The organism is Acaryochloris thomasi RCC1774 (genome assembly GCF_003231495.1).
In the GTDB taxonomy this organism is placed as follows: Bacteria; Cyanobacteriota; Cyanobacteriia; order Thermosynechococcales; family Thermosynechococcaceae; genus RCC1774.
In genome coordinates, this window is the sequence record NZ_PQWO01000004.1 from 316,329 (window position 1) to 341,849 (window position 25,521).

19 protein-coding genes are annotated in these 25,521 nt (G+C 51.7%); 10 read left to right on the forward strand and 9 right to left on the reverse strand.

Annotated elements, in window-relative coordinates; genetic code table 11:
* Window positions 1–127 precede the first annotated feature (127 nt).
* On the reverse strand, window positions 128–616 hold the full coding sequence (locus C1752_RS09120) for a 2TM domain-containing protein (protein ID WP_110985738.1): 489 nt from the start codon (window positions 614–616) through the stop codon (window positions 128–130).
* Window positions 617–856: 240 nt separating this feature from the next.
* Here C1752_RS09120 and C1752_RS09125 point away from each other — a divergent pair, with 240 nt between their 5' ends.
* Entirely contained in the window at window positions 857–9,199 is an 8,343-nt protein-coding gene (locus C1752_RS09125; protein ID WP_110985739.1) for a GAF domain-containing protein, read from the forward strand.
* Window positions 9,200–9,319: 120 nt separating this feature from the next.
* Window positions 9,320–11,332, forward strand: a complete 2,013-nt coding sequence (locus tag C1752_RS09130) for a two-component system response regulator (RefSeq protein WP_233501486.1) — start codon at window positions 9,320–9,322, stop codon at window positions 11,330–11,332.
* On the opposite strand, the gene C1752_RS09135 is transcribed toward C1752_RS09130, so the two are convergent.
* Window positions 11,293–11,859, reverse strand: coding sequence for a DUF2062 domain-containing protein (locus C1752_RS09135; RefSeq protein ID WP_110985740.1), 567 nt, complete (start codon window positions 11,857–11,859; stop codon window positions 11,293–11,295). The genes C1752_RS09130 and C1752_RS09135 overlap by 40 nt on opposite strands.
* 77 nt (window positions 11,860–11,936) lie before the next feature.
* Entirely contained in the window at window positions 11,937–13,298 is a 1,362-nt protein-coding gene (glmU, locus tag C1752_RS09140; protein ID WP_110985843.1) for a bifunctional UDP-N-acetylglucosamine diphosphorylase/glucosamine-1-phosphate N-acetyltransferase GlmU, read from the reverse strand.
* 189 nt (window positions 13,299–13,487) lie between these two features.
* Between glmU and C1752_RS09145 the strand changes: the two genes are divergently transcribed.
* Window positions 13,488–14,042 (forward strand): DUF2854 domain-containing protein, encoded by a 555-nt coding sequence (locus C1752_RS09145; protein ID WP_110985741.1) that lies wholly within the window; start codon window positions 13,488–13,490, stop codon window positions 14,040–14,042.
* Between the two features lie 142 nt (window positions 14,043–14,184).
* On the forward strand, window positions 14,185–15,213 hold the full coding sequence (locus C1752_RS09150; RefSeq protein WP_199464333.1) for a sodium:calcium antiporter: 1,029 nt from the start codon (window positions 14,185–14,187) through the stop codon (window positions 15,211–15,213).
* A gap of 16 nt (window positions 15,214–15,229) precedes the next feature.
* Here the strand turns inward: C1752_RS09150 and C1752_RS09155 are convergent, their stop codons facing one another.
* The 3 genes from C1752_RS09155 to C1752_RS09165 form a co-directional block, all read right to left on the reverse strand.
* A complete protein-coding gene (locus tag C1752_RS09155) occupies window positions 15,230–15,835 on the reverse strand; it encodes a PNPOx family protein (protein ID WP_110985742.1) in 606 nt (201 codons plus the stop codon).
* 267 nt (window positions 15,836–16,102) lie between these two features.
* A complete protein-coding gene (locus C1752_RS09160) occupies window positions 16,103–16,324 on the reverse strand; it encodes a DUF6335 family protein (RefSeq protein WP_110985743.1) in 222 nt (73 codons plus the stop codon).
* Window positions 16,325–16,477: 153 nt separating this feature from the next.
* Window positions 16,478–17,566 carry a hypothetical protein gene (locus tag C1752_RS09165; protein ID WP_110985744.1) on the reverse strand — a complete coding sequence of 363 codons (1,089 nt, stop codon included), beginning with the start codon at window positions 17,564–17,566 and terminating at the stop codon, window positions 16,478–16,480.
* A 151-nt stretch (window positions 17,567–17,717) separates the two neighbouring features.
* On the opposite strand from C1752_RS09165, the gene C1752_RS09170 reads away from it, so the two are divergent.
* Entirely contained in the window at window positions 17,718–18,140 is a 423-nt protein-coding gene (locus tag C1752_RS09170) for an RDD family protein (protein WP_110985745.1), read from the forward strand.
* Between the two features lie 352 nt (window positions 18,141–18,492).
* On the opposite strand, the gene C1752_RS09175 is transcribed toward C1752_RS09170, so the two are convergent.
* Window positions 18,493–20,307, reverse strand: a complete 1,815-nt coding sequence (locus tag C1752_RS09175; protein WP_110985746.1) for an ABC transporter ATP-binding protein — start codon at window positions 20,305–20,307, stop codon at window positions 18,493–18,495.
* Window positions 20,308–20,584: 277 nt separating this feature from the next.
* On the opposite strand from C1752_RS09175, the gene C1752_RS09180 reads away from it, so the two are divergent.
* From C1752_RS09180 to C1752_RS09195, 4 genes are all read left to right on the forward strand, one after another.
* Complete coding sequence (locus C1752_RS09180) at window positions 20,585–20,860, forward strand: BrnT family toxin (RefSeq protein ID WP_110985747.1); 276 nt, start codon at window positions 20,585–20,587, stop codon at window positions 20,858–20,860.
* Window positions 20,844–21,110: a BrnA antitoxin family protein gene (locus tag C1752_RS09185; protein WP_110985748.1), complete on the forward strand. Its 267-nt coding sequence runs from the start codon at window positions 20,844–20,846 to the stop codon at window positions 21,108–21,110. The genes C1752_RS09180 and C1752_RS09185 overlap by 17 nt, the downstream gene beginning before the upstream one ends.
* Before the next feature lie 308 nt (window positions 21,111–21,418).
* Entirely contained in the window at window positions 21,419–21,601 is a 183-nt protein-coding gene (locus C1752_RS29245) for a hypothetical protein (RefSeq protein ID WP_233501488.1), read from the forward strand.
* Between the two features lie 149 nt (window positions 21,602–21,750).
* A complete protein-coding gene (locus C1752_RS09195) occupies window positions 21,751–23,118 on the forward strand; it encodes an MATE family efflux transporter (RefSeq protein WP_110985750.1) in 1,368 nt (455 codons plus the stop codon).
* Window positions 23,119–23,145: 27 nt separating this feature from the next.
* Here the strand turns inward: C1752_RS09195 and C1752_RS09200 are convergent, their stop codons facing one another.
* Window positions 23,146–24,249, reverse strand: a complete 1,104-nt coding sequence (locus tag C1752_RS09200) for an alkene reductase (protein WP_110985751.1) — start codon at window positions 24,247–24,249, stop codon at window positions 23,146–23,148.
* A 251-nt stretch (window positions 24,250–24,500) separates the two neighbouring features.
* The gene (gene trxA, locus C1752_RS09205; protein WP_110985752.1) at window positions 24,501–24,824 is read right to left on the reverse strand and encodes a thioredoxin; all 324 of its coding nucleotides are present in this window, start codon (window positions 24,822–24,824) and stop codon (window positions 24,501–24,503) included.
* A 78-nt stretch (window positions 24,825–24,902) separates the two neighbouring features.
* Between trxA and C1752_RS09210 the strand changes: the two genes are divergently transcribed.
* Entirely contained in the window at window positions 24,903–25,223 is a 321-nt protein-coding gene (locus C1752_RS09210; protein WP_110985753.1) for an ArsR/SmtB family transcription factor, read from the forward strand.
* Window positions 25,224–25,521: the final 298 nt, after the last annotated feature.

A 25,521-nucleotide genomic window follows, 5' to 3' on the forward strand; every position in this document is an offset into this window, starting at 1 on the left:
TGCGACTGTTCCCAAGCGGCCTGCTGCCAGAGACGGAGTTAAGTCCTGCGGATGACCTAAAGGTATGATCACGGCGATCTCATTCCCCAATAGTTAGAGCGCCCTCTCTTATGACAGTACGATCGACTTATCCTGGAAATAATCGCTTAGCACGGGCCTGAAACCATTGCCCTACAATCTTCTTGCGGTTCCAGCGCTGAAATGCTCTTTCGTAAGCATCGCCTTGGGTATGATAAATATTCCAGGCATTTAAGCCGAGCATGATTCCCCACGGCAGCGCCAAGAGCGGAAACCACAGAAAAGAAAACCCGGTCAATCCATTCAGTAGGCATAGTCCTGTATTGACGATGGCGTAGCGCCCGACCCGTCGCTTTAATTTTGCTTTCCGGTAGCCATTAAAGGCTTGACGCCGCTGGAGGCCACTTTGCTCTTGTTGCCATAGCTGTTCCGCCTGTCGCAGTGTCGCGGTGGGAATTTCCATTTCTGCTGCGATTTCTAGCAGCTGGTCATGAGAGAATTCGCCCTCATAGTTTTGCTGTGCGATCGCAACATTTAAAATCTGTTGAATATCTTCTTGGCTGTAAGAACGAGACGCGGGCGATTCCGAGAAGGGCATGGGTTTACGCAATGCGGCTTCTCCATTATGACAAATTCAGGCTTCTTTCTAAAATGCGAAGCGAGACCCAAGATTGCAATAGATGTCATATTCAACATCAGCGGCAAAATTCGTTGCAATGATCGAACGGGCCAAGATGTGGGAATACTATTTCAAATTAGGGAAGAGAGAGTACATCCGCGTCTTTGTGCTTACTGAGTTATTCGAGCGAAGACGTGCGTCAACCGCCATTGCAGTGTTATGCAAATGTCCCCCAGCGATCAGCTTCTTGAGACCCTTTACGACAGTGAGAAAACTGTAGTCTATCGCTGTCAGCGCGACTCTCAGACTGTGATAGTCAAGTCGCTGAAGCAAAATTATCCCAGCCTGACCGAGCTGGCTCATTTTCGCAACCACTACACCATTACCCAGCAGCTCAATTTCCCCGGTATCGTTAAACCCCTAAGCTTAGAGGCGACTCAGCGAGCCGGTTTATCAATGGTCATGGCTGATGAGGGGTTAGTGTCTCTGCATGTCTATCGGCGGCGTCTGGCTAAGCAACGGCTCTCGATTGCGAAGTTTCTCGATATTGCGGCTCAACTGGCTCAGATTTTCTCCGATCTGTATCAGCAACGAGTGGTTCATAAAGATATCAAGCCTGCTAACATTCTGATTCAGCCAGAAACGGGCTGTATAAAGCTCACGGACTTTAGCCTCGCCTCTATTCTCCCGCGATCCATGCAGGAGAGTCAGCATCCCAATGCGTTGGAAGGGACGCTGGCCTATATCTCGCCAGAACAAACCGGTCGCATGAATCGCGGGATTGACTATCGCAGCGATTTTTACTCTCTTGGAGTGACTTTCTATGAGTTGCTCACCGGTACGCTTCCGTTTCAGACCGCGGATCCGATGGAGATGGTGTATTGCCATATTGCCCAGCAGCCTACCCCCATCCATGAACTCAGGCCAGAGATTCCGATGTTGCTCTCGCAGCTGATCTTGAAGCTTTTGGCTAAGAACCCGGAGGATCGCTATCAATCTGCGGCGGGACTGAAGTATGACCTAGAGTGGCTGCAGCGCCACCCAACCCAAAAACAGTGGGTAGATTTTGAACTCTGTACTCACGATATTTGCGATCGCTTTACCCTCCCGGATCGGCTTTACGGTCGAGAACTAGAAGTCGAGAGGCTACTCGCCGCTTTTGAACGAGTTGCCCGCTCAGAGCCTCAAACGGCGGAAGCAAAAGATGCTCCACAGCTTGGGGCATCGGGGAGCTTGAGCCAGTTGTCCTGCGCTGAGCTACTCTTGGTGTCAGGTTTTTCAGGTATTGGTAAGACTGCGGTCATTAACGAGATTCATCAGCCGATTCTGCGCCAGCGTGGATATTTTATTCAGGGGAAATTTGATCAGTTTCAGCGCAATGTGCCGTTTTCCGCTTTTGTACAGGCACTGCAGAACCTAATCTCACAACTACTCGCAGAGAGTGACGAGGCTTTACAGGTTTGGCGATTGAATTTGATCCAGGCTTTAGGCAACAACGCTCAGGTTCTCGTTGACTCGATCCCAGAACTGGCAAACATTATTGGCCCCCAACCGGCTGTGCCGGAGCTAGCAGCGGAAGCTGCGCTCAATCGTTTCAACCAAGTGTTTAGCAAATTTATCCAGGTTTTTGCGACGCTTGAACATCCGCTAGTTCTGTTCCTTGATGATCTTCAGTGGATTGACTCAGCTTCTCTACAGCTTGTGCAGCGTTTACTGACCGAGATTCCCAATATTCACCTACTGCTGATCGGGGCCTATCGCGACAACGAGGTCACTTCGTCACATCCCCTGATGATGCTGATCTATGAGCTGCAGCAGACGAAGGTTAACTTGAGTACTTTGACATTGGAGGCTCTACCACAGTCAGCTCTGCAGGCGCTGATTGCCGATACGCTTAATTGCTCTGCTGAGGCAGCGGTGCCGCTGGCAGATTTGACGTTCAACAAAACCGAAGGAAATCCCTTTTTTAGTCGCCAGTTTTTGCAGTCTCTTTACCGAGAGCATCTGATTTGGTTTGATTCTGAGTCTGCTCGTTGGCAGTGCGACATGACTCAGATCAAATTGGCTGCCACTCGTTCTGACGTCGTGGCGTTTATGGTCGCTCAACTGCAGAAGTTAGCGCCTGCAACGCAGTCTGTTTTACAGCTTGCGTCCTGTCTTGGCAATCAGTTCAATCTTAAAACTCTGGCCGCCGTTGCTCAGCAGTCAGAATCTCAGGTGGCTGCGGCGCTCTGGCCAGCTCTCGAAGGGGAGCTTATCTTGCCCCTCAATGAAATCTATAAGTTTTATCAAACCCCGGCCTCTAGCGATTCTCTTCGGGATGCCACTGCTGAGAGCTGTATCTACAAATTTCTCCACGATCGAGTGCAGCAGGCTGCCTATGAACTCGTGCCAGAAGCACAGCGCCCCAGCCTTCACTGGCAGATTGGGCAGCTTTGGCGGTCAACCCTGGGTCCTGAGCAGCTCTCTGATCACATTTATGAGCTGGTCGCCCACTTAAACCTAGGTGCTGCGCTGATCACCTCCACAACGGATCGAGAGGAGTTGGTACATCTTAACTACAGAGCCAGCCAGCAGGCGCTGGCGACCAATGCCTATGCTGCAGCTGTTGACTATGGCAGGGCGGGAATCCGCTTGCTGGAGATTGAATCGGAGTCAGGGAGCTGGGAGACTCATGTTGACCTAAGGCTGGCGCTGTATGAATGTATTGCAGAGGCGGCTTATCTCCAAGGTGATTTTCAGCAGTCAGAACAGGCGGTGGAGACGATTCTTGATCACACAAATGAGCCGCTCTATCAGATTAAAGCTTGCGAAATTCGGATCGAAGCCTATAAGGCCCAGAATCGGGGAAGAGATGCGATCTCAACCGGTCTTAAAATCCTTGGTGCTTTGGGTCTTCATCTCCCGGCCTACCCAAGCCAGTTGAAGGCGATGGCCTCCATGGCGAAGACGAAGCTACGGCTGGCGGGACAGTCCATCGAAAGTCTTGCTGATTTACCGGTCATGACAGACCCGAACACCCTGGCCGCCATGCAGATTACAGAGAAATTACTTCCGGTCTCTTTCATTGTTGATCCATTACTCTTTGCCCTGCTTGTTCTCAAGCGTGTGCGGGTGCTGCATTGCAAAGGGAACTGTGATGCAGCACCCCTTGCCTATGGCATCTATGGAGTAACGCTGTGGAAAGTCTTTGGCGACCTAGATGCGACCTACCGTCTCGGAAATTTGGGTCTAGCGCTTCTCGAAAAATTTCCGAACTCTGGGGGCAAAGCGGCCCTCCATTTCATTGTCAACAGCATGACAAAGATTTGGAAAGTTCATCTTGAAGAAACGCTGAAACCACTGCTCACAAACTACACAGTTGCCCTAGAAATCGGCGATCTAGAGCATGCGGCCTACTCCTTGCTCTTCCATTCAAAGCATTCGTTGTGGATGGGGCGCGACCTAGGCACCCTCCATCAAGAGATCACTCGCCACCACCAAGCGATCGGTAGCCTGAAACAAGAGTGTCAGCTTGATCAAGCCGCTATCTATGGCCAAGTCATTTTAAATTTAACGGAGCTGACTGAATACCCGGCACGGCTTGAAGGCCAACTCTATGATCAGCGACAGATGTTGGCTGAGCACAAACAATCCGGCACCCGAACCACGATCCATACCCTGCATCTTAATCAGCTTTTTCTCGGTTACCTCCTGCAGGATTACTCCTTCGCCTTAGAGCAGGCAAAGCTTGGTCTTGCTGAACTAGAGGTTGTTGTCTGTCAGCTCGCCTATGGTGTCTTTTGCTTCTATCATGCTTTGACGCTACTGGCGCTGTATCCAGAGGCAACGGCTGCAGAGCAGGCGCGGTACCTAAAGCAGGTTAGAGATTATCAGCGTCAACTGCAGCAGTGGGCTGACGCTGCCCCCATGAACTTTGCACACAAAGTGCATTTAGTCGCCGCAGAACAGCACTGGGTTCTGGGCCGCCAACGTGACGCAATGGAAACCTATGACCTTGCGATTCAGGGCGCAAAGGAGCATGGATATTTACAGGAGGTTGCTCTGGCGAATGAACGAGCGGGGCTTTTTTATCAAGATTGGGGACGAGAAAGGATCGCTCAAACCTATCTGACAGAAGCCTATTATGGCTATCTTCGCTGGGGCGCTCAGACAAAAGCTGCCGACTTAGAAAAACGCTATCCGCAGTGGTTGCCTGCTGGCCCAACGGCAAGAATGTCTCCGCCCTCTACGATGACTACACTACAGGGGATGGTGACAACCCACAGCAGCCTCCACCAAGCCAGCCTAGATTCCCTGGACTGGAGCACAATCACGAAAGCCTCTCAGGTGCTTGCTGAAGACATTCAGCTCGATAAGCTGCTCCTGAAAATCATGCAGGTGATTCAGAAAAACGCCGGTGCAGAGACCGGTGCCCTGTTCCTGCAGGAGGATGATCGTCTGCAGTGCAAAACTTACTGTGTCGGTCAGCAGGTACTTTCTTGCCAAGAAAGTACTGAACCGAAACCCTATGCAACCGCAGTGGTCCAATACGTTCATCACAAGCAAGAGGCCGTGGTCCTCGACGACGCCCGCACCGACCCACGCTTTGTGGGCGATGCTCACATCAGGGACTCTCAATCTCGGTCTGTGCTGTGCATGCCCATTCAGCACAGAGGGCGGCCTCTGGGCCTGCTTTATCTTGAGAACAATCAGCTTGCGGGCGCTTTCGGCCACGACCGCCTGCAGATTCTGCAAATTCTAACGGCTCAAGCCGCGATTTCTCTGCAGAATGCTTTGTTCTATGAAACCTTAAGCGATCAGGTGGAAGCCCGCACCCAGGAGCTGCAAATTGAAGCCCACGAACGCCAGCTAGCCACTGCTGCGCTCAGAGAGTCTGAGGAAAAATTTTCTAAAGCATTCTACGGAAATCCAGATCCGATGGTGATTACCTCGGTGACAGGACAGTACATTGAAGCGAACTATAGCTTTTTAATGTTCTTTGATTTCACTCTGGCTGATTTAGAGGCTCAGACGGCCCTAGACTGGCAGGTCTGGGAAGATGCTGACGCCTCAACTCCACTGCAGAACCTGATCCAAAAAAATCAGGACTTGCATAATTACGAACTTCAGATTTGCCACTTGAGCGGAGAGACTCGCACCATATTGCTTTCTAAGGAGCAGATATCTTTAGGACAAGAGCCGGTGATTTTATCGGTTATGAAAGATATCACGGCTCGGAAGCAGGTCGAGGCCACCCTCAATCGTAACAACGCCATTCTGGAGGCCCAGCGAGGGGCAACCTTAGATGGTGTGCTGGTTGTTGATGAACACCAACAGGTGACCTATTACAACGAACAGTTCAGCCAGCTTTGGCGGGTTCCAGAGGAGATCTTAGCATCGCGGGATAATGTCCAGCTGGTTCAGTATGTGCTGACGCAGCTAGAGCAGCCGCAGGAGTTTACTACCAAAATCGATCAGCTATTGGCCCATCCAGAAATGACGAGTCAGGACGAGATCATCTTTCGGGATGGTCGTATCCTGGAGCGTATTTCTTCGCCTGTTTGTTCTGAGGCCGGTTATTACGGTCGCATTTGGTCTTTTCGAGATATCACCGAGCGCAAACAGCGGGAACAGGCTCTGAAGCTGATCGTCGCCGGGACAGCAGCCCAAGTAGGAGATGAGTTTTTCCGCGCCTGTGTCTGGTCTTTGGCAAAGCTATTGACCGTCCGCTACATTTTTTTGGCAGAGTTTATAGATGCTGAGCAGACCAAAGCCCGGACGCTGGCCTTCTGGAAAGAGGGTGATTTCTCTGAAAATTTGGAGTACAGTCTCGCGGGGACGCCCAGTTTTGATGTCTTGCAGGGGTCTATGTTCCGCTGTCTTCACTCTATTCAAGATCGCTATCCGCAGGATGCTGCGCTAGCTACGCTGCAGGTGGAGTCCTATCTGGGAGAGAAGATTGTTGATCCGTTGGGGAATGTGCTCGGGCTTTTGGTGGCGATGGATACTCAACCACTGACGGGTACAGAAGATTTTGAAACCCAAGACCTGATCTTGAAGATCTTTGCGGCGCGGGCCGGATCTGAGCTGGAACGGATGAGATCGCAAGCCGCCTTAGAAAACCGGGTTGATCTAGCCGAGCTATCGGCAGAAATTAGTGCCGCCCTCGCTCAGGGGACGCAGCTCTCAACAATGCTGCAAATTTGCACCGATGCCATGATTGAGCATTTACCCGTCACGCTGGCTCAGCTTTGGACCCTAAACACCGCCGAGAATAGGTTAGAACTCCAGGCCAGTGCGGGGCTGTCACCTGAGCGGATCAACGATCAGGACAAGGCGTCTCTAGAGACTTCCGTACTGGGCCGTCTGGCCCAACAGCAACAGGCTTATCTGACGAATTCAGCCCCGCAAGATCCCACCATTTCAGAGGAGTGGCTGCAGGAAGCAGGGCTTGTCGCTTTTGCGGGGTATCCCCTCATCTACGAAGAGCGCCTGCTGGGGATGGTGACCCTCTACGCCAAACAGCCGCTCGCGCCGGTTCTCTTTCACGCCCTGTTTTCTCTGACGAACAGTATTGCCCTCAGTCTAGATCGCTACTGGACTCAGCAAGCACTCAAGCAGCAGCTACAGCGGGTGAGCTTGCTGGGGCAAATCACCCAGGCAACCAATCAAAGTTTAGATCCTCAAGAGACGCTGCAAACGGCAGCGACGCAGCTAGGGCAAGTCTTTCAGGTTAGCCGCTGTTTGATTTTCACGCATATTGACGCTGCCGACACCCATCAGCCCTTGATTACAGAATATCTAGATGGAAATTGGTCATCAGTTTTAGACGTTGAATTCCCTCAATCGGGTCACACCTTCATTGACCAGCTTGTTGTTCGCGATCAGGCCGTTGTCTCACAAAATGTACAGAGAGACGCTCGACTAGCCCAGCTTACAGACTTTTTAGCCACTATCGATGTACAGTCAGTTGCTGGAATTCGTACATCGTATAAAAGTGAGATCAACGGGGCAATCTTGCTGTTCCAGTGCGATCGCATCCGTGATTGGCACCCAGACGAAATCGACCTCTTAGAAGCCGTGGCCGCTCAGCTAGGCATTGCGATCGCCCAAGCTAGACTCCTAGAGCAAGAAACGCAGCAGCGACGGCAGCTAGAAGAGGCCAAGCAGTATGCAGAGGCCGCGAACCAAGCCAAAAGCGAATTCCTGGCTAACATGAGCCACGAGCTGCGCACCCCACTCAATGCCATTCTCGGCTTTAGCCAGCTGATGCAGCGCAATGAGACGACAACCACAGACCAGCAGGATAGCCTCACAATCATCAATCGCAGCGGCGAACACCTATTAGGTCTAATCAACGACATCTTAGAGATGTCAAAGATTGAAGCAGGACGTACCCTTCTTCATCTCACCGACTTTGATCTGCACGGGCTGCTCGACGCCCTCGACGCCATGCTGCAGATTAAGGCACTCGACAAAGATCTGCTGCTCGTTCTAGAGCGCTCGCCTGAGCTGCCACAATATATCTCAGCAGATGAAGGTAAACTGCGGCAGATTTTGATTAACCTGCTCAGCAACAGCATCAAATTTACGGATCAAGGGCGTGTGACCCTGCAGATCGCATCTGCCCCGCTGCAGCAGACATCCTCTGACTACAATTATTGCCTCAGCTTCGAAGTGGAAGACAGCGGTCACGGGATTGCTGAGCATGAACTCGCGACTATCTTTGAGCCTTTTACTCAAACCGAAAGTGGCCGCAACTCTAACGAAGGGACAGGCCTTGGGCTACCCATTAGCCACAAATTTATCAAACTGATGGGCGGTGACCTTAGCATTAAAAGCCAGCTGGGTCAGGGAACAACCGTCCGGTTTACCATTCCAGTTCACACCCGCGATCATGTCGAAGCGCAGACGGCTTCGCTCGGCCGTATCATGGGGCTCACCCCAGGTCAGCCTCAATACCGAGTTTTAGTCGTAGATGACACTTGGGAAAGCCGGCACTTAATCGTGCAGCTTCTAGAGAGCTTAGGTTTTGAAATTCAAGAGGCCGAGAATGGTCAAGTCGCCATTGAGCAGTGGCAGTCTTGGCACCCGCACCTAATCTTGATGGATTTGCAGATGCCAGTGGTTGATGGATATGAAGCGGTTAAACACATCAGAGCTTCACAAAATCGTGAAACAGAAGCCGTGATCATTGCACTCACCGCGAATGCCTTTCAAGAAACCTGCGCTCATGCCCTTGCCATCGGCTGTAATGACTTTATCCGCAAGCCATTCCAGGCCCACGAGCTTTTTGAGAGCATCGCCCAGCATTTGGGAGTCCGCTACCGCTATCAGCAATCGCCCCAAGAGGCCGCCCCTTCTTCAACCTCTGCCTCTCCCAGTTTGACAACCGCTGCGCTATCCACCTTGCCCACCGAGCTGATTCATCAGCTGCATGATGCCGCCATCCGTCTTGACGAAACACAGATGTTGCAGCTCATTGCTCTAGTCGAAGATGCAGAACTCAAAGCTGCCATTGATAAGCTGGTTCAAGCCTTTCAATTTGATAAGTTGGTTCAGTTAACAGAGAGCCTTTAAATCCAGTCATCACGAAGCACCTCATGACTTGCCCCTTGCATATCCGTTAACAATTCCCCATCATGATGAAGTTCTCCCTCATGTGGGCACTCTAAGGCCAGTACAGAGATCTCTGATAGCATGGAAGTAATGAATAGCGTTCAAGAATCTAAGGCTTGTGCTCTCAGTGCAGAGTCTACCAATGCAGATCAGCTGCCATTCTCCGTCCTGAATATTGGGCCAGTGGATTCAGAGCGGCCTTCGCTACAGTCGCCAACCCCCGAGTCGCTCTCTACAGACTCGACAGGCTCCACACAGCAGGGACGAATTTTAATCGTTGACGATCGGCCCGACAATCTCCGTCTCCTGCATTCGATGCTGACCCAAGCAGGGTACGATGTGCGGCGGGCGATCAATGGTTCCACTGCACTTATGGGCATTCGAGCCATACTGCCAGACTTAATCCTGCTGGATATCAATATGCCAGACATGAATGGCTACGAAGTCTGTCAAGAACTCAAGCAGGATTCACAAACGCGAGAGATTCCCATCATTTTTCTCAGTGCCCTTGATGAGGGACTCGACAAGGTCAAAGCTTTCTCGGCCGGTGGCGTTGACTATGTGACCAAGCCTTTTGAAGTGATGGAGGTCCTCGCCCGCATTGAGAATCATCTCCAGCTCCAGCGAGCCAAGGCTGAGGTAGAACAGCTTAATTCCAAGCTCGAGCAGCGGGTGACTGAGCGGACAGCAGAGCTGCAGGCCACCAAACATGATCTTGAGCAGGAGGTCATGGAAAGACGGCAGGCGCAGGAGCGATTGGCGCATATGGCCTGGCACGATCATTTGACCGACCTACCCAATCGGGCCTGGTTTATGAAAGTGCTGCAGCAGTCCATCAAGCGGGCCCAGCAGGAAGAAAACTATGCCTTTGCGGTGTTGTTTTTAGACTGCGATCGCTTCAAAGTTATTAACGATTCTTTAGGGCATTTGATCGGCGATCAGCTGCTGATCCAGGTCGCTAAACGTCTTGCCAACGTGATCCCTGAGAACGTCACGCTGGCAAGATTTGGCGGAGATGAATTTACCCTACTATTGGACGAAATCCCCGGCCTAGAGGCGGCAACGGATGTGGGACAGCAGCTATTGGAGGAGCTGACACAATCGTTTCAGCTGGGGCAACAAGAAATCTTTATTAGCGCCAGCGTGGGCATTGCAATGGGATCTCGCGCCTATGATTTGCCTGAGGCGCTGCTGCGAGATGCCGACATTGCCATGTACCGTGCCAAGACTTTGGGTAAAGCCTGCTACCAGGTCTTTGATACCGCGATGCACCAGCACGCTCAGACTCAACTTCGTCTTGAGACTGATCTGCGGCGGGCTATTGAGCGTCAAGAATTCTTGGTGAACTATCAGCCCATTATTTCCCTGACGACCCTTGAGATCACTGGGTTTGAAGCCTTAGTCCGCTGGCATCACCCTCAGCGCGGGCTGGTTTCTCCCGGGCAGTTTATCCCCATTGCTGAAGAAACGAGTCTCATTGTGCCCATTGGGCTTTGGGTACTGAAGGAGTCATGTCAGCAGCTCGTCACTTGGCAGCAAATGCTGGGTGGTGAAACGGTCCCGACGCTGAAAATGAGCGTCAACTTATCGGTCAAGCAATTTTCTCAGCCCGACCTCATTGATCGAATTGACCAGTTCCTGGAGCAAATGGAGCTGCAGGGTCATTTACTGACCCTGGAAATTACGGAAAGTGCCTTAATGGATAATCCCGAGGCAGCCAGTCAGGTGCTGACGGCTCTGCGAGATCGCAATATTCAACTCGCCATTGATGACTTTGGTACTGGCTACTCTTCCCTTAGTTATCTACATCGCTTTCCGGTGGATATCTTGAAGGTGGATCGCTCCTTTATCAACCGCATTGAAGATCAAGACAACGGCCTACGGATTGTTGAAGCCACCCTGGCGATGGCCCACAGTCTCGGGATGCAAGTTGTTGCAGAAGGTGTTGAAACCCAGGCCCAGGCCCTTCAGCTCCAGCAGCTAGGTTGCGAATATGCTCAGGGATACCTGTTCTCGAAGCCCCTTGCCGCTGAGACAGCGGCGGGAGTTCTCGCTCAGCCCCCTGCTTTTTCCGATCTCTTAAGTCGACGCTGACGCCTCCGTTTTTTGTGCCGTCTTCGGAGTCGAGCAATGATCCAGCGTCCACCCACGTAGCTGAGGACGGCAGCTAGCGTTCCCATCAGTAGACAGCCGCCAAAGAGAGTGGCCAAGAAGCCACCGCTCAAGTGTAGGAGCTGACGAAGGTCGCGAATATTTTCAAGTTGAGCAAAGCTGAGATGATCGGTCCTCAGGAGCCATTGCCCGATCTGAAAGTTGAATGCGAACAGCGGAAAATAAGTCAAAGGATTGCTGATCCAGGTGGCGGCGGCGGCCACAATTTTATTGCCCCGCACCAAAATCGCGAGTAAAACACCAAAAATAATCTGGAAGCCCATGACCGGGAACATACCCGCAAAGGCTCCCACGGCTAGACCCCGCGCAATGGCTTCTGGGGTGCCTCGCAGGCGGACGAGACGAAAATAGTAATAGCGCCACCGTCGCCGGAAGGTCATTGGAGGCTGGTTCGTTCTCACAGCCTTTTCAATTCGCCGCCGCGCAGGTCGTTCACTGAGTCTCGCCATATCTATCTTTAATCAACTTCGCTATTCGAAGCTGCTGCTGAGGTCTCCACGCGCTCGGCAAGCATCATGCGCTCACGTTAGCTCTCAGCCTTAGGCCGCCAACCCGGTTTCACAACTTGCCGAGCGCGGGCAATCACAAGGGCGTCCCCATCAACATCCTCTGTCACCGTGGAGCCTGCGGCAATGTTCACGTCAGGCCCAAGCGTGAGGGGAGCCACCAGCACGGTATTTGAACCAGTCTTGGTGCGATCGCCAATGTAAGTTTTGTGCTTCTCTTTACCATCATAGTTGGCTGTAATTGTCCCTGCCCCGATATTGACCTGTTCACCGAGGGTCGCATTCCCCAGATAGGACAAATGAGCAATGTTCGTCTGTTGGCCAATGTGACTTTGCTTTAGTTCAACAAAGTTGCCCACCCGGCAGCGGTCGCCCACTTGGGCCTGATTGCGGAGATGAGCGTAGGGGCCAATGCGGGTTTGCTCCCCCACCTGACTCTCAGAGACCACCGAGTAGAGAACGGTGGCGTTGGCCCCGATGTGACTATCTTCAATTAAGCTGCCGGGACCGAGGCGACAGCCTGCTTCAATCACGGTTTGGCCCCGTAGATGGGTTTGGGGTTCGATCACCACGTCTGCTTTGAGCGTCACCGTTTCATCAATGGTGATGCTGTCGGGGTTGATTAAATTGACGCCTGCGGCCATCCAGTGATCTTTGACGCGATTTTGTAAGATTTTAGCGGCGGTGGCGAGCTGTTTGCGATCGTTGATGCCTAAAATTTCTTGCTCGTCTTCGGCATCTACCACCATCACTGGATCGAGATAGTTAACGGCATCGGTGATGTAATATTCTTTCTGATCATTGTTGGCGGTGAGCTTGGGCAGTACCTCTGCTAAGGCAGACCAGCGGAAGCAGTAAATTCCGGCATTGATCCGCTGATTTTGGCGTTGCTCAGGGGTGCAGTCGCGATGTTCGATGATTTCCTGGAGGCGGTAGTTCTGGTCGCAAAAGACTCGACCGTAGCCGGTGGGATTGTCGAGCTGAGCCGTGAGGATTGTCGCGGCATTGCCGTGCTTCTGATGAGTTTGAAGCAGATTCTGCAGCGTTTGGGGACGCAGCAGCGGCACGTCACCATTGAGGACGAGTAGATCACCGTCGAACCCCTCAAGATGGGGGAGGACCTGCTGCACCGCGTGCCCCGTGCCAAGCTGCTGCGTTTGTTCGACGAACTCTAAATTCGGCAGCGTTTGCAGATCGGAGCGGACCTGATCCGCTTCGTAGCCCACAATCACTAACGAGCGAGACGGATTGAGATCTGTCGCACTCATTAACACGCGTTCGACGAGGGAGCGTCCGCCTAGCTGATGTAGAACTTTCGGTAGGCTAGATTTCATGCGAGTGCCTTTACCCGCCGCCAAAATTGCTACCGCGATCGCACCCATTTTTCCGCCCATAAACACCCCAAGCATTGTAGATCAGTTACGCTATGATCGCTGAGATCAAAGGGAGAGGCAGGGCTTTGCGTCAAATGCCTATTTCCGACGCCGTGGGCTTTTGGTAGGATTGGCTCCTGAGCTAAAATCAGGCTGCATTCGGCCTGCGACTCAGATTCACTGCACTTTTTTCAACCTATGTTTCGTAAGATTTCTCTAGCTACACTCGGGCTGATTGTGGGGGGCATCCTCGCGGTTCTGGGGCTAGGCGGCTTTATCGTTCGCAATCCCACCCTCAACCTAGCCGGTTTTTTCTACGGCTTCCCGCTATTTCTAGGGGGACTCGCGCTCAAGATTACTGAACTAAAGCCCGTTCCCTTCACGCAGCCAACCTCTGAGACGGTGCTAGCGCTGCGAGAACAGCAGGCCACTGACATTCAGAACCAGGTGCGCCAGGATGTGACGCGCTATCGCTACGGTATTGATGGTCATTTGGATGAGCAATTGGGTCGCATTGGTCTCAGGCCGTCTAATGAAGAGTGTCCGTCACTGGTGGGGCTGCAGGAGAAAACCACGGACGATGCCTATACGCTTGTGCTTGAGTTTGCGTCGGAAGATGTGGCGCTGGAGGCTTGGCAAGCGAAACAGGAAAAAATCACCACATTTTTTGGGCCAGGAATTGAGGCGGTGCTGCAGCAGCCCCAAGAGAACCGGATTGATTTAGCGTTGATTTCGAAGCCCGCGTCGCCGTAGCGGCTCTGCCGAGGATAAATATGACTAACATGGCGATAGGGGCATCGCAAAAAAACGACAGATGTTTGCGCAAGATTGGGTTGTTTGCGATCGCATCTCGAGCGCCGATACATGACCGAAGGGATACGGGGATTTAAAATCTATGGCCACTATCCTACTCTGGCTGCAGCTTGCGGTTGCCATCATTTTGGTCATCTTTCTGGGAGCTGGCCTTGCTAAAAGCGCCGATGTGATTGCGGAGAAGTCGGGGCTAGGTCGCACCTGGGTCGGTGCAATTTTGCTGGCAGGCGTGACTTCGCTGCCTGAGCTGGCGACGGGTATCAGTGCCGTTACCATTTTAGATGCGCCAGATTTAGCGGCGGGGGCAATTCTAGGGAGCTGCCTCTTCAATTTGGTCATCCTCGCTATTTTAGATTTTGTCTGCGGTCCTGATCCGCTGTTTCAGCGGGCACAGATGAGCCACGGTCTGGCAGCGGGCTTGGGCTGTGTTCTGTTGGGCATTGCGGCGGTGGGTATGGTGACGGGGGGGATGGCTGAGCCGCTCAGGGTGGGGTGGGTCAGCGTTTTTAGCCTGGTGCTGTTGGTGGTTTATTTCTTGAGTGGCCGCATGATTGCTCAGTGCGAAGTTGAGCGTCGCACTGAGGTTCTAGAGCAGGAAGCTGAAATTTTTCAATATCAGCATATTCGCCTTCGCCAGGCCTACGTTCGCTTCGTGGTGATGTCAATCGGGATTGTACTAACGGGGATTTGGCTAGCGGGGATTTGCGATCGCATCGCTGAGGTCACGGGCCTCGGAGAGAGCTTTGTTGGGGCGTTACTGTTGGCGGCAACGACTTCTTTGCCGGAGGTGGTCACCTCTATTTCTGCCATCCGCCTGAATGCAGTTGATTTGGCGGTTTCCAACGTTTTCGGGTCCAACGTTTTTAACCTCGGTATTTTAGGTCTGTTCGATCTGGCCTACTGGAAAGGAGATTTATTGGCTACCATCAGTCCGATTCACCTCAATACGGCGTTGGTGGCTATGATTATGACTTCGGTTGCGATCGTAGGCCTCGTCTATCGCGCTGCTGTCAAAGAATCGCAGCGGTACGTTACCTGGGACGGGGTGACGCTGATTGTTCTATATCTCTTTGGAATGTATATGGTATACAACAACTCCCCCGGAACATGATGAATTTTCCCAAGGGTTAAGGAAGAATCCACGAACTCGTCACGTTTTCGTTTTCCCATTCAAAGAAGGCCCTATAGTTGCCTTCCTCCCGTAGATGAAGGACGTCGACGGCATGGATAATTGTCCGAATGGCGGCAAAATACTGACGGCCGACGCTGAGGTCCTCTGGAGAGAAGGTATCTGCTTCAATGTGTTGGGGTAAGCCAGACTGGGGAGCTGTGACCTGCGTACCAGGAGCCTGAGACTTAGTGTAAAGCTTGAGGCTCTGGGGAGAGCTGCTCTGCCAAAGCTGATTTGCGATCGCATCTTCAAAGTGTAGTGTCGCAGTACCTCGCAACCGCAGCTGCTCTCGCTGCTCAGGATGCCAGAAATGCCAGGTCACCCGAGCGTCTTGATCAACCTCTTGTATTTTGGGCGCTCGGCGATCAGAGTGGAACAACAGTGCGCGCGCTGAGACATCAACCGCTCGTAAAACAACGGTTCGCAGATTGGGACCCCCAGCCCCTATGCTGCCAAATGTGGGACTGTGGTAGGGATGGCCTGGATGATTGGCACCATGACAAATCTGATCCCAAACGTGGGTCAGCAATGAGTCAAGGCCGTTATGTCGCTTCAGTGCCATACTCCATCCCAATGAGGTGCAAGCCTATCTGGTGATCCTCGGCGCATATCATTTAGCAACGCAGAATAGATGTCTACCGTCTCTTAACTCTATGAGAAAACATCAAAAATGCTGATATCCTCATAAACCACAATTGCCTGCCCTCAGTCAGACCTTATGGCGGTACACGTATTGATTAGGAGATAAAAACATTAAACCCATCTGTGCTAAGGAAGGGCTGTCCTAACTCAGCCGAGTACCGCCATATCGGCGTAACAAGCGGCTGCGTTACGAGCGTTGTTGCGAATCTTGAGCAGATTCTGGATCAAGCTGCCAGCGTTCTTGGTCTCGCTGCTCTAGCTTCTCTTGGGTGTGCAGCACCTCACCTGCCGGCATCTCAACGCCCGCCTTCGCTGCAATATTATCAATGCTGTGTTCAGGGGTTGGTTCGACCTCGCCCGCTTTGGCTCCATTCAAGTCGGCGGCCTGTGCTCTGCTGACGTCACTCATCTTTTTGATAGTCCTCTTATTCTTCAAGACGGGGCGATGCATCCGTCTTGTTGTACCTTATCGGGTTGGCACTCTTTTGACCTCTGTCTAAAGGCAGAGACGATTGAGGCCCTCAAGATCAAGGGGCGTAGACCCTTGTTGGCAAGTCTTCTATCACAGCCCCGACGCCTGAACTGGATATGAGATAGTTTCCACAGGTAAATGGGCACAGTCCAAGTCGTCATACCGTAACTGCAGCCGTCGCTCACCGGCATACTCAACCAGCTTGCCGCTGTACTTCTCCGCATGGGTACCCAAGCACTGAATCCGCACCTGCCCTCCAAATACCGTCGCCCGAGCTAAATAAATTACTAAATCATCCCGCGAAGGCCGGTTGACCGTCGTACTGGCCGTCAAATGAGCGAGTCCCCGCTCGTCCAGCTCCTGAGTGAGCGCCATTGCCGTGTTGCGAATGCCCCGAATCGCCACGATGGCGGCTGCCACCGCCATCGTGATATCAATGCCGTCATCGGTCAGAATCTGCTGATGGGCTAAGTACTGAAAATTCTGTTCGCCCAAATCATCTCGAATCCGTCGATGGATTATATTGTGGGGCTGATAGTTATTAAGGGTGTCTGAGATAGCACCACAGGCTGCCCGAGGCTCTCGCCAAGGCGACTCCCGCGTTTTGCCATAGGTCCGTTTTTTATTCCCCTCTGGTCCCTCTCGCAGACGACCCACATGGGTTTTCAGATCAATAGCCACCAACACCATTGACTGAGGGTTCCCTGTATATAACTGCTGGCGGAGCTGCTGATCAAGCTGGTGCGCCACCGTGACGTGGGCCAGCGTGGCACCATTGTCTGTGCCACCCCCCGCCGGGAAAAACGCCTCCAGCTTCAGTTCGCCAATTTCTGAAAGGGTGGCAAATCGAGAGGCCACCACATCTCGATAGCGCTTAGTAGCTTCACCCTGATGGATGCGATCGCCACAGTTTGTATATGCCAAGGTTGTCACCACGCTGGGCAAGCTCAGATCCGCCCCACAGGCTTGCATGTCGGCATCGCCCTCGGCATCCCTCGGGGCCGCTAACTGTAGTTCATCGCGCAGCAGCTGTAGCCCTTTGATCAGGGCATAGCGATCGCTGACAATCTCATTGAGATAGTTGTGATAGGCATTGCGTTCCATCCCAAAGCTGGCGGAGAGCTGCCAAAATTGGTCAATTCGCTGCTGAGCAGCCTCTGCATCGAATTTCATTGCCATAGAGGAGCCTATAAAACGCGAAGGGTGGAACCAGGGACTATTATAGAGAGCAGGGAATTCACGCGCTATAGGGATTTTTTACTCCTCAAGAGGATTAGAGTCGCCTGAACGCCATAATTCTAATGATTTCTGCAGCTTGGGGGAGAACGCAATGGAATATATCGGCATGGGTCCTCGCATCATTGCAGGTCTAATCGATCTGGTGATCATACTACTGATGAGCGTGATCATCACCTTGCTGTCAGGACTCGCGACATCTGCTGGAATGCAGGTCTCACCTCCCACTTTCATCGCTGTAGCGCTGTTCTTCTTTTACCCCATCGGCTTTGAAGGAATTCTAGGAGCCACCATCGGCAAAATGATTATGGGGCAGAAAATAGTCAAGACGAATGGATTTCCCATCGACTTGCCTGCAGCCATTGTTCGCAACCTCCTGCGCCCCATCGATGCGATTCCTTTCTTTTTACCTTATTTAACGGGCCTGATTTTGATCCAATCTTCACCCAAGCAGCAGCGACTGGGCGATCGCATCGCAAAGACAATTGTTGTCAGCAAGCCTGGGCGTCGCCGTTGAGACGAACGCAGCCCGAGCTCTACTACTTGGTCGCGCAAAAAACCAAGGTCAGTCCTTAGTGGCTGATTTGTGCATAACAACATTCCCGTAAGTCATGAATATCAATGTAGCCCCTGCTGGTCCTTTGTAGGCTCCCTGAGCGTCACAAATATGAGATGCAATTGCGGCCATTGTCCAAGCATCCTCCTCTGATCCGCTCTATTTCAGACTCACCAGTTTTTCAAAGCCATAGCGAGTGCCATACGTTCTGAAGATTCAATACTAGGGGCTAATGATCTTAGAATGCCCGACAGTGAGGTAAATCTGAATGCTGTTGACAACTAGGGATAGGCAAGTACAAAGGACTGTCTGTTTAGTCTAAGATCTCTCCTGCTTCGTGCAGTTGATTGAGCTGCCAGTAGAGTCCTCGATTCTGAAGTAACTCCTCATGACGACCAACTTCTGCAACCATGCCCTGATCAAGTACGACAATTTTGTCCGCATCCCGTACGGTACTCAAGCGGTGGGCAATCACCAATAGCGATCGCGTTCCAAACAAAGACCGCATCGCCATCTGAATCTCTCGCTCAGACTCATAATCCAAACTGGAAGTCGCTTCATCAAACACCAGTACATCCGGTTCCACCAGCAGCGCTCGCGCGATTCCAAGTCGCTGTCGCTGACCGCCCGATAGACGGACGCCCCGTTCCCCCACGACCGTAGAGTATCCATTTGCCAGCGATGGGATAAATTCATCCACCCGCGCAATCCGACAGGCGTCTTGCACCTGCTCAAAACTGGCCTGAGAATTACCGTAGGTGAGGTTATCCAACAGTGTGCCGTTAAAGACATCCACCTCTTGATGGACGATCGCAAGTCGCTTCCGATACTGAGTCATATCCAAGGAGCGAATATCCTGGTCATCCATCAAAATCTGGCCTGCTGTCGGGTCAAAGTAGCGAAACAACAGCTTCACTAGAGTTGACTTCCCGGAACCCGAACGTCCAACGAGGGCAACGGTCTGATAGGGTTCCACCAGGAAACTAACGTCTTTTAAGACGGGCTTATCGGTATCGTAGCCAAAGCTGATGTTGCGGAAATCTACCTTTCCGGTGAACTGATAGGGAGGGGTCTCGCCAATGATGGATAAATCAACGTTGTATATATCCGACGGTTCTTGTATAAGTTCATGGAACCTTACCATTGCTGCATAGCGCCGTGCCACAAACTCGGCCACCATGCTCAGCGGCTCAATCTCAGCGTAGGCCATGCTGGAAACCGTCAGCGTCGTAATGAAATGACCAATTGAAATCCGCCCCTGAACTGCTGCGATTAGCGTCATTGCGAGAACACAGAATACAGAGGTTTGCACAACGGTTCGTTGCCAAGTTGCTAAGTTCACGTACCCTCGATGGATGCGATGAAGGATCACATCCTGCTCGCGCTTGAACCGCTGCCGCTGCCGCTCTAGCTCACTAGCCTCAGTGGCAAATGCCTTTACCGTTTTGATGTTGGTAATAATCTCGGAAGTGCGGCTCTCGGTGTTCTCGATGTAGCGATCGATGATTTCTTCCCGGCGAATGAGTGACTGCAGATTTCGCAGACTGAAACCGAGAATGACGATGAAGGAAAGGAGGAATGCGATCGCAATTCGCCATTCGATCAGCAAAATGACGCCAAAGATTCCCAGGACTCTCGCCAACTTGGGTACAAACTGTCCGGCAACTTCAGGATAGGTCCAGGTATGGTTCTCTAGCCCCCGCGAGACACGACCCGCGATTCGTCCTGGGTTATTTTCGTCATAGAACGCCAGTGGAAAAGTCAGGATTTTGGAGAGTACCCGCTCAGCATAGTCACGCCGCGCCCTCAGCGGAATCGCCCAGTGGAACCAGCTTCCAATCCAGGGTTGAATGGGCGCGCGCAAGACCGAGACCGCAAAAATTGCCCCTAGGAGAACCCAGAGAGCGAGGGATTGGCCAACGGGAATGTTGAAAAGTTCCCCAATGCTTACAACGATTCGCTGAACGGGGCCATCGAGGGGTTGACGAGAGAGAACATTGAGAATTTGACCAATGGCGTAGGGAACGAGTAAGTCAAGGATCTCAAATAGGCTAGCAGCCGCAATGCTGAGGGTTGCGATCGGCCAGTAGCCGCGATAGTACCTGAGAATATCTTTGTAGGAAGCCATGAAGTCCACCTAAGGATGCAGTGTTTTTCCTGGCGGCAGGAGTTGTTTGGGGTTGTGCCGTTAGGCCAAAGGTAGGGCGTATAAACATGGTTCGTAGCCTCCCGCAAACTTTGCATCGTCGGTGTTCACAAGTTCTAAGGTAGCAAATCTAGCCAGATTGTGGCTTGTGAAATGGAATGTGTGAGATCAAACCATTGAGAGGGGATTGTGATGATCAAACCCCTAAGCCTAATTTCCTGTAGGCTAATGACTGAGACTATTTTTGTATATACTAAAAATGTATTTTGATTGGGATGAGCGCAAAGCTGAATCCAATATTCGTAAGCATGGTATTTCCTTTAACGAAGCTGTAACGGTCTTTGCTGATCCCTACCTGGTTTTCACTGTAGACCTTGAACATTCTGGTCCAGAAGATCGAGAATGGGCCATCGGTGAAACTGACGGTGGTTTGCCTGTTGTGGTGGTATTTACGATGCGTGGTGAGCAAATCAGAATTATTAGTGCTAGACCTGCAACAAAACAAGAACGCCAAAACTATGAATCAGGACTCTGAGTTTCCCTTTGAACGAGCTAGACGAGTCACACCTGAAGAGCATCAGCAATTTAAAGAGGCGCTTTCTAAGCAATTTGGTCTCCAGCCCAGAAAGCGAGGGCGTCCCGCAAAAGAGCAAGATGAGAAGTATGAGCCGATTTCGATTCGGCTACACCCGAAGGTTCTAACTTGGGCTAAGGCTGAGGCTCAACGGCGGGGAATTGGCTATCAAACGGTAATCAATGAGGTGCTGCTGGCTCAGATTGGTTAGAGTGCTGCAAACTAAGCTTGGCAAATCTTGGAGAGCAACTCGCAAGTCGTTGCACTAAGGTCCGCAATCACAGCAGTTCCATCTACCTCATGTCTTGAGTTTTCTGCCCAAAACCTCCCACAAATTGAGCATGTCGTTGTTTTTAGCGCACGCAGCACAAACAACAAGTGCAATGCTACGGGCAACTGCCACTTCAAATGACTGCGCTTATCGATGAAGTTTTGTGCTGAACATTTTCTTTCTTGGGCACTATAAATACAGCTCACCCCTCTGGGAGCAACACCTTAACCTGAAAGGATATTGTCAGTATGAAACGAGCGACCAAAAAGGTGCTTCCTTCAATAGCAGGTGTTTGGGTCGTTCTCTTATTGATGAATCTTCCTGCAATGATAAATCCAACACCTCTTTCGAGAGTTCGTGAAAGGTTTGTTGTACAAACAATCTTGTTTGGGATACTTACCGGATCTGTGGAAATCTTTGCCAAAGAATAGCTTGAAAATCTTGTAATTCTGATGCTGAAGAAATTGATTTAGAGTGAATAAAAATATCCATGTGTTGGACTTCGGATATGAATTGCTGAAAGATAGCTTTCAGTATGATTCCTACCCTAGACTGACGGGTAAAGATACTGGCACTCACCATGCAACGTAAATTGACCGAAGGCTCCGTCGGCTCACAGCTCATCAAACTGACGTTGCCAATGGTGTGGGGTGTATTTGCTCTCATAGCCTTTAACCTCGTTGATACCTATTTTGTCGGTCAACTTGGCACAGCACAGCTTGCTGCCATGAGCTTCACCTTCCCGGTGGTTCTGACCCTCGGAAGTCTAGCAATGGGTTTAGGCGTCGGCGCATCCTCCGTGATCGCACGAGCCATCGGCGAAGGCGACATGAGCCGAGTCCAGCGGTTCACTACCAACAGTCTGACGCTAGCCGTAACGGCAGTGGTGCTATTTGTGACCGTGGGGTTGCTGACCATTGAGCCATTGTTTCAGCTACTGGGCGCAGGGCCAGAGGTGATGCCCTTCATCCAGGACTACATGCAGATCTGGTATTTCGGCATGGTGTTTTTAGTGGTGCCAATGGTGGGCAATAGTGCAATTAGAGCTTCAGGCAATACCTTGACGCCTAGCCTAATCATGACGCTCGCCGCAGCCGTGAATATTATTCTCGATCCGTTGCTGATTACGGGGGCGCTGGGCTTTCCAAGATTGGAACTGCAGGGAGCGGCTATAGCAACCGTCATCTCCCGAGCCACAACCTTAGTGGCGGCACTCCTGGTACTGCGCTTCAAAGAAAACATGCTCTCCATGAAGCTACCAGGTCTAGAAGAGACTCTCTATTGCTGGAAAGATATCTTGACCGTAGGCTTACCCGCAGCGGCGGCCAGTATGATTACGCCCATTTCGATTGGTGTGATTACGAGTCTGTTAGCCGTTCATGGTCAGGCTGCAGTCGCAGGTTTTGGCGTTGCTTCGCGCATGGAATCCTTTGCCCTCATTGCAGTCATGGCCCTATCGGCCAGTATGGGACCGTTTGTTGGTCAAAACTGGGGCGCGCAGCAGATTGATCGCGTGAGACTGGCACTGCGTCAGAGCTTCTTATTCTGCCTCGGCTGGGGAGTGCTCGTGGCCGTTGGACTCGGACTCGGGGCGCAAGCACTAGCAGGACTATTCAACAAAGATCCGGACGTGATTGCTGTGGCCGCTCAATACCTCTGGCTGGTGCCTATCAGCTATGGCGCAGCAGGGATTATCCAGGTCTCAAGCTCAGCCTTTAACGCGATGGGCAAGCCTATTCCATCGATTATTATGACCATCACTCGGATGTTTGTTCTCTATCTACCGCTGGCCTATGTTGGCAGCAAAATATCAGGGCCAACGGGAATTTTTGCAGCAGCGCTAGTGTCAAATGTGGTTGTGGGAGTGGGGGCTTACGCCTGGAATCGACGAGCCTGCCGTCAACAACCTGCCGTCGAGCTGACTAAAAGCGAAGGCCTGAGTCCCTAGCCCCACTCCCATAGTGGATGAAGAGAGTTAAGAGGCCGTCGCGAACTGCCTTAGGGTTGGATAGTCCGTGTAACCTTCTGGGCCTGAAGTGTAGAATGTATCTGGATCAGGCGCGTTCAGATCTGCATTTTGAGCGAATCGCTCTGGCAAATCGGGATTGGCAATGAAAGGGACACCGTAGGCAATGGCGTCGGCTTGGTGGGTTGCGATCGCATCTCCTCCCGTCACCGCATCATAGCCACCATTAATAATCATCGGCCCTTGAAACCCCTTGCGCATATGGGGATAAACCGTTGGCTCACCTTTCTCCGCCAGCATATGACCGGGCAGCGCCTCTAGCACATGTAGATAGGCTAGCTGAAAAGCATTCAGAGCCTCTGCGACATGAGTAAACGTTGCCACCGGATCACTATCGCGCATGTCATTAAAAGAACTGGTTGTCGAAAGTCGGATACCTACACGGTCCGCACTCCAGGCATTGACAACGCCCTCCGTCACTTCTAAAAGGAAGCGCGCTCGATTGGCAATACTGCCACCGTAGGCATCTGTTCGCTGATTTGACCCATCTCGAAGGAACTGATCGATTAAATATCCATTGGCTGCATGGATTTCTACCCCGTCAAACCCCGCGCTTTTTGCCTTGCGAGTCGCCTCTGCATACTGCTCTACAATTCCTGAGATTTCTTCTGTATCAATCGCACGGGGCGTGACATAGGGCTTCTTACCTAAGGGGGTGTGAACTTCACCAAGCGGCGTTATCTCAGATGCCGAGATCGGGCGAATGCCACCCGGCTGGAAATCAGGGTGAGAGGCGCGGCCTGTATGCCAAAGCTGCAGAACAATCTTGCCTCCCCGCTGATGGACTGCATTGGTGATCGCTTGCCAGCCTTTAACCTGAGCATCAGAATAAATCCCCGGCGTTTCCGCCCAGCCTGCAGCCGCCTCTGAAATTTGCGTTGCTTCCGAGATAATCAGACCGGCGCTCGTGCGCTGCTGATAATACTCAACCATCAGCTCATTAGGGATACGCTCTACACCCGCACGCCCCCGCGTTAACGGGGCCATGATGATCCGATTCTCAAGGTTGATTGCACCCAACTGTAGGGGTTGGAAAAGAGTCGCGTTTTGCATTAGAAATAATACTCGTATGGGATGAGAATAGAGAAAATACGGAAGCGTTCAACGCCAAGAGAAGATTAAGGCAGAGATGCTATCGGCTCTAGAATTGAGAGCAAGCTACCTTGAGACTTTCCCAACCCCCCTTGATCAGAGGAATTTGTCTGCTCGAGTCGATCGCTTTTGTTCCGAGTCGATACCTGACCCATCCACGGGATTTATCTTTGCCTCCTTGAAAAGAGAGGCTGGGGAATGGCCCCGTGAATTTAAAGGTGCTTATCTAGCGCACTGGAGAGTTTTGACTTTGGTACGGCACCAGTCAGAGACTCAACGGCTTCTCCAGCTTTAAACACCATCAAGGTGGGAATACTCCGAACATCGTACTGGCTAGCGACATCACTGCTTTCGTCAATATTGAGCTTCACAACCTTGACTTGCTCAGCATACTGATCGGCAAGTTCTTCGACGATGGGACTGACAACCCGACAGGGACCACACCAAGGTGCCCAAAAATCCACCAATACCGGCTGGGCGTTCTCTAAAACTTCTTGCTGAAAGGTCGTGTCATTGATAGCAATCGTGGCCGACATAGGTGTCCTCCTTCTTGTTCTTAAGTTCGAAAGTTTCGAACAATTAGAATATAGATCATTCAATGGCATAATGCAACGATGAAGCTTCTTTATCATCCAGACTGTTCGCAGATTTCTTTGGCTGGGGTTCTATACGCCTTAGGCGATCCGGTGCGCCTACAGGTCGTGCAGCAGTTAGCGGCTGACGGTGAGCTAACCTGCAATGCTTTTGATTGCGATGTTGCTAAGTCCACAATGTCGCATCACTTTAAGATTTTGCGAGAATCTGGCGTGATTCGTTCTCGCAAAGAGGGGACTCAGCACGTTAATTCTCTAAGGCAAGACGAGCTGCAGGAACTGTTCCCAGGGTTATTAGATGCTGTGTTGCAGTCGAGTGCTTGTGGTGCTGTGACCGGATAGGTCTGCTGTCACGGAAAAAGTGCTTTGCTTTTGAGGCCAAGTTGGTGATCACCTGGTCAGCAATTCTCATTTTAGAGAAACGCTCTTTCTGCAAGGGTGGTGTGTCTTGCTAGGGTGACCGTAAGTGACCTTGTCCACTTTTTTTCGGGGCAAGGTCACGGGCGGAGTGGGCTGGGTGTGAGGACATATCTGAGTAGGTCTTTTAGACTCTGACATAATCAAGTTTGCTCAGATTTGATCTTCTTCTCAGCAGACGCGATGGCGTAACCATTGCCGCACTCGTACTTCTCAATTCAAG

Bases quoted from the DNA above. Each gene is read 5' to 3' on its own strand.
- glmU (WP_110985843.1), bottom strand. From the start codon at position 13,298: ATGGGTGCGATCGCGGTAGCAATTTTGGCGGCGGGTAAAGGCACTCGC.
- C1752_RS09125 (WP_110985739.1), top strand. From the start codon at position 857: ATGCAAATGTCCCCCAGCGATCAGCTTCTTGAGACCCTTTACGACAGT.
- C1752_RS09135 (WP_110985740.1), bottom strand. From the start codon at position 11,859: ATGGCGAGACTCAGTGAACGACCTGCGCGGCGGCGAATTGAAAAGGCT.
- trxA (WP_110985752.1), bottom strand. From the start codon at position 24,824: ATGTCGGCCACGATTGCTATCAATGACACGACCTTTCAGCAAGAAGTT.
- C1752_RS09175 (WP_110985746.1), bottom strand. From the start codon at position 20,307: ATGGCTTCCTACAAAGATATTCTCAGGTACTATCGCGGCTACTGGCCG.
- C1752_RS09150 (WP_199464333.1), top strand. From the start codon at position 14,185: ATGGCCACTATCCTACTCTGGCTGCAGCTTGCGGTTGCCATCATTTTG.
- C1752_RS09195 (WP_110985750.1), top strand. From the start codon at position 21,751: ATGCAACGTAAATTGACCGAAGGCTCCGTCGGCTCACAGCTCATCAAA.
- C1752_RS09170 (WP_110985745.1), top strand. From the start codon at position 17,718: ATGGAATATATCGGCATGGGTCCTCGCATCATTGCAGGTCTAATCGAT.
- C1752_RS09160 (WP_110985743.1), bottom strand. From the start codon at position 16,324: ATGAGTGACGTCAGCAGAGCACAGGCCGCCGACTTGAATGGAGCCAAA.
- C1752_RS09200 (WP_110985751.1), bottom strand. From the start codon at position 24,249: ATGCAAAACGCGACTCTTTTCCAACCCCTACAGTTGGGTGCAATCAAC.
- C1752_RS09130 (WP_233501486.1), top strand. From the start codon at position 9,320: ATGGAAGTAATGAATAGCGTTCAAGAATCTAAGGCTTGTGCTCTCAGT.
- C1752_RS09145 (WP_110985741.1), top strand. From the start codon at position 13,488: ATGTTTCGTAAGATTTCTCTAGCTACACTCGGGCTGATTGTGGGGGGC.
- C1752_RS09120 (WP_110985738.1), bottom strand. From the start codon at position 616: ATGCCCTTCTCGGAATCGCCCGCGTCTCGTTCTTACAGCCAAGAAGAT.
- C1752_RS29245 (WP_233501488.1), top strand. From the start codon at position 21,419: ATGAAACGAGCGACCAAAAAGGTGCTTCCTTCAATAGCAGGTGTTTGG.
- C1752_RS09180 (WP_110985747.1), top strand. From the start codon at position 20,585: ATGTATTTTGATTGGGATGAGCGCAAAGCTGAATCCAATATTCGTAAG.
- C1752_RS09185 (WP_110985748.1), top strand. From the start codon at position 20,844: ATGAATCAGGACTCTGAGTTTCCCTTTGAACGAGCTAGACGAGTCACA.
- C1752_RS09165 (WP_110985744.1), bottom strand. From the start codon at position 17,566: ATGGCAATGAAATTCGATGCAGAGGCTGCTCAGCAGCGAATTGACCAA.
- C1752_RS09155 (WP_110985742.1), bottom strand. From the start codon at position 15,835: ATGGCACTGAAGCGACATAACGGCCTTGACTCATTGCTGACCCACGTT.
- C1752_RS09210 (WP_110985753.1), top strand. From the start codon at position 24,903: ATGAAGCTTCTTTATCATCCAGACTGTTCGCAGATTTCTTTGGCTGGG.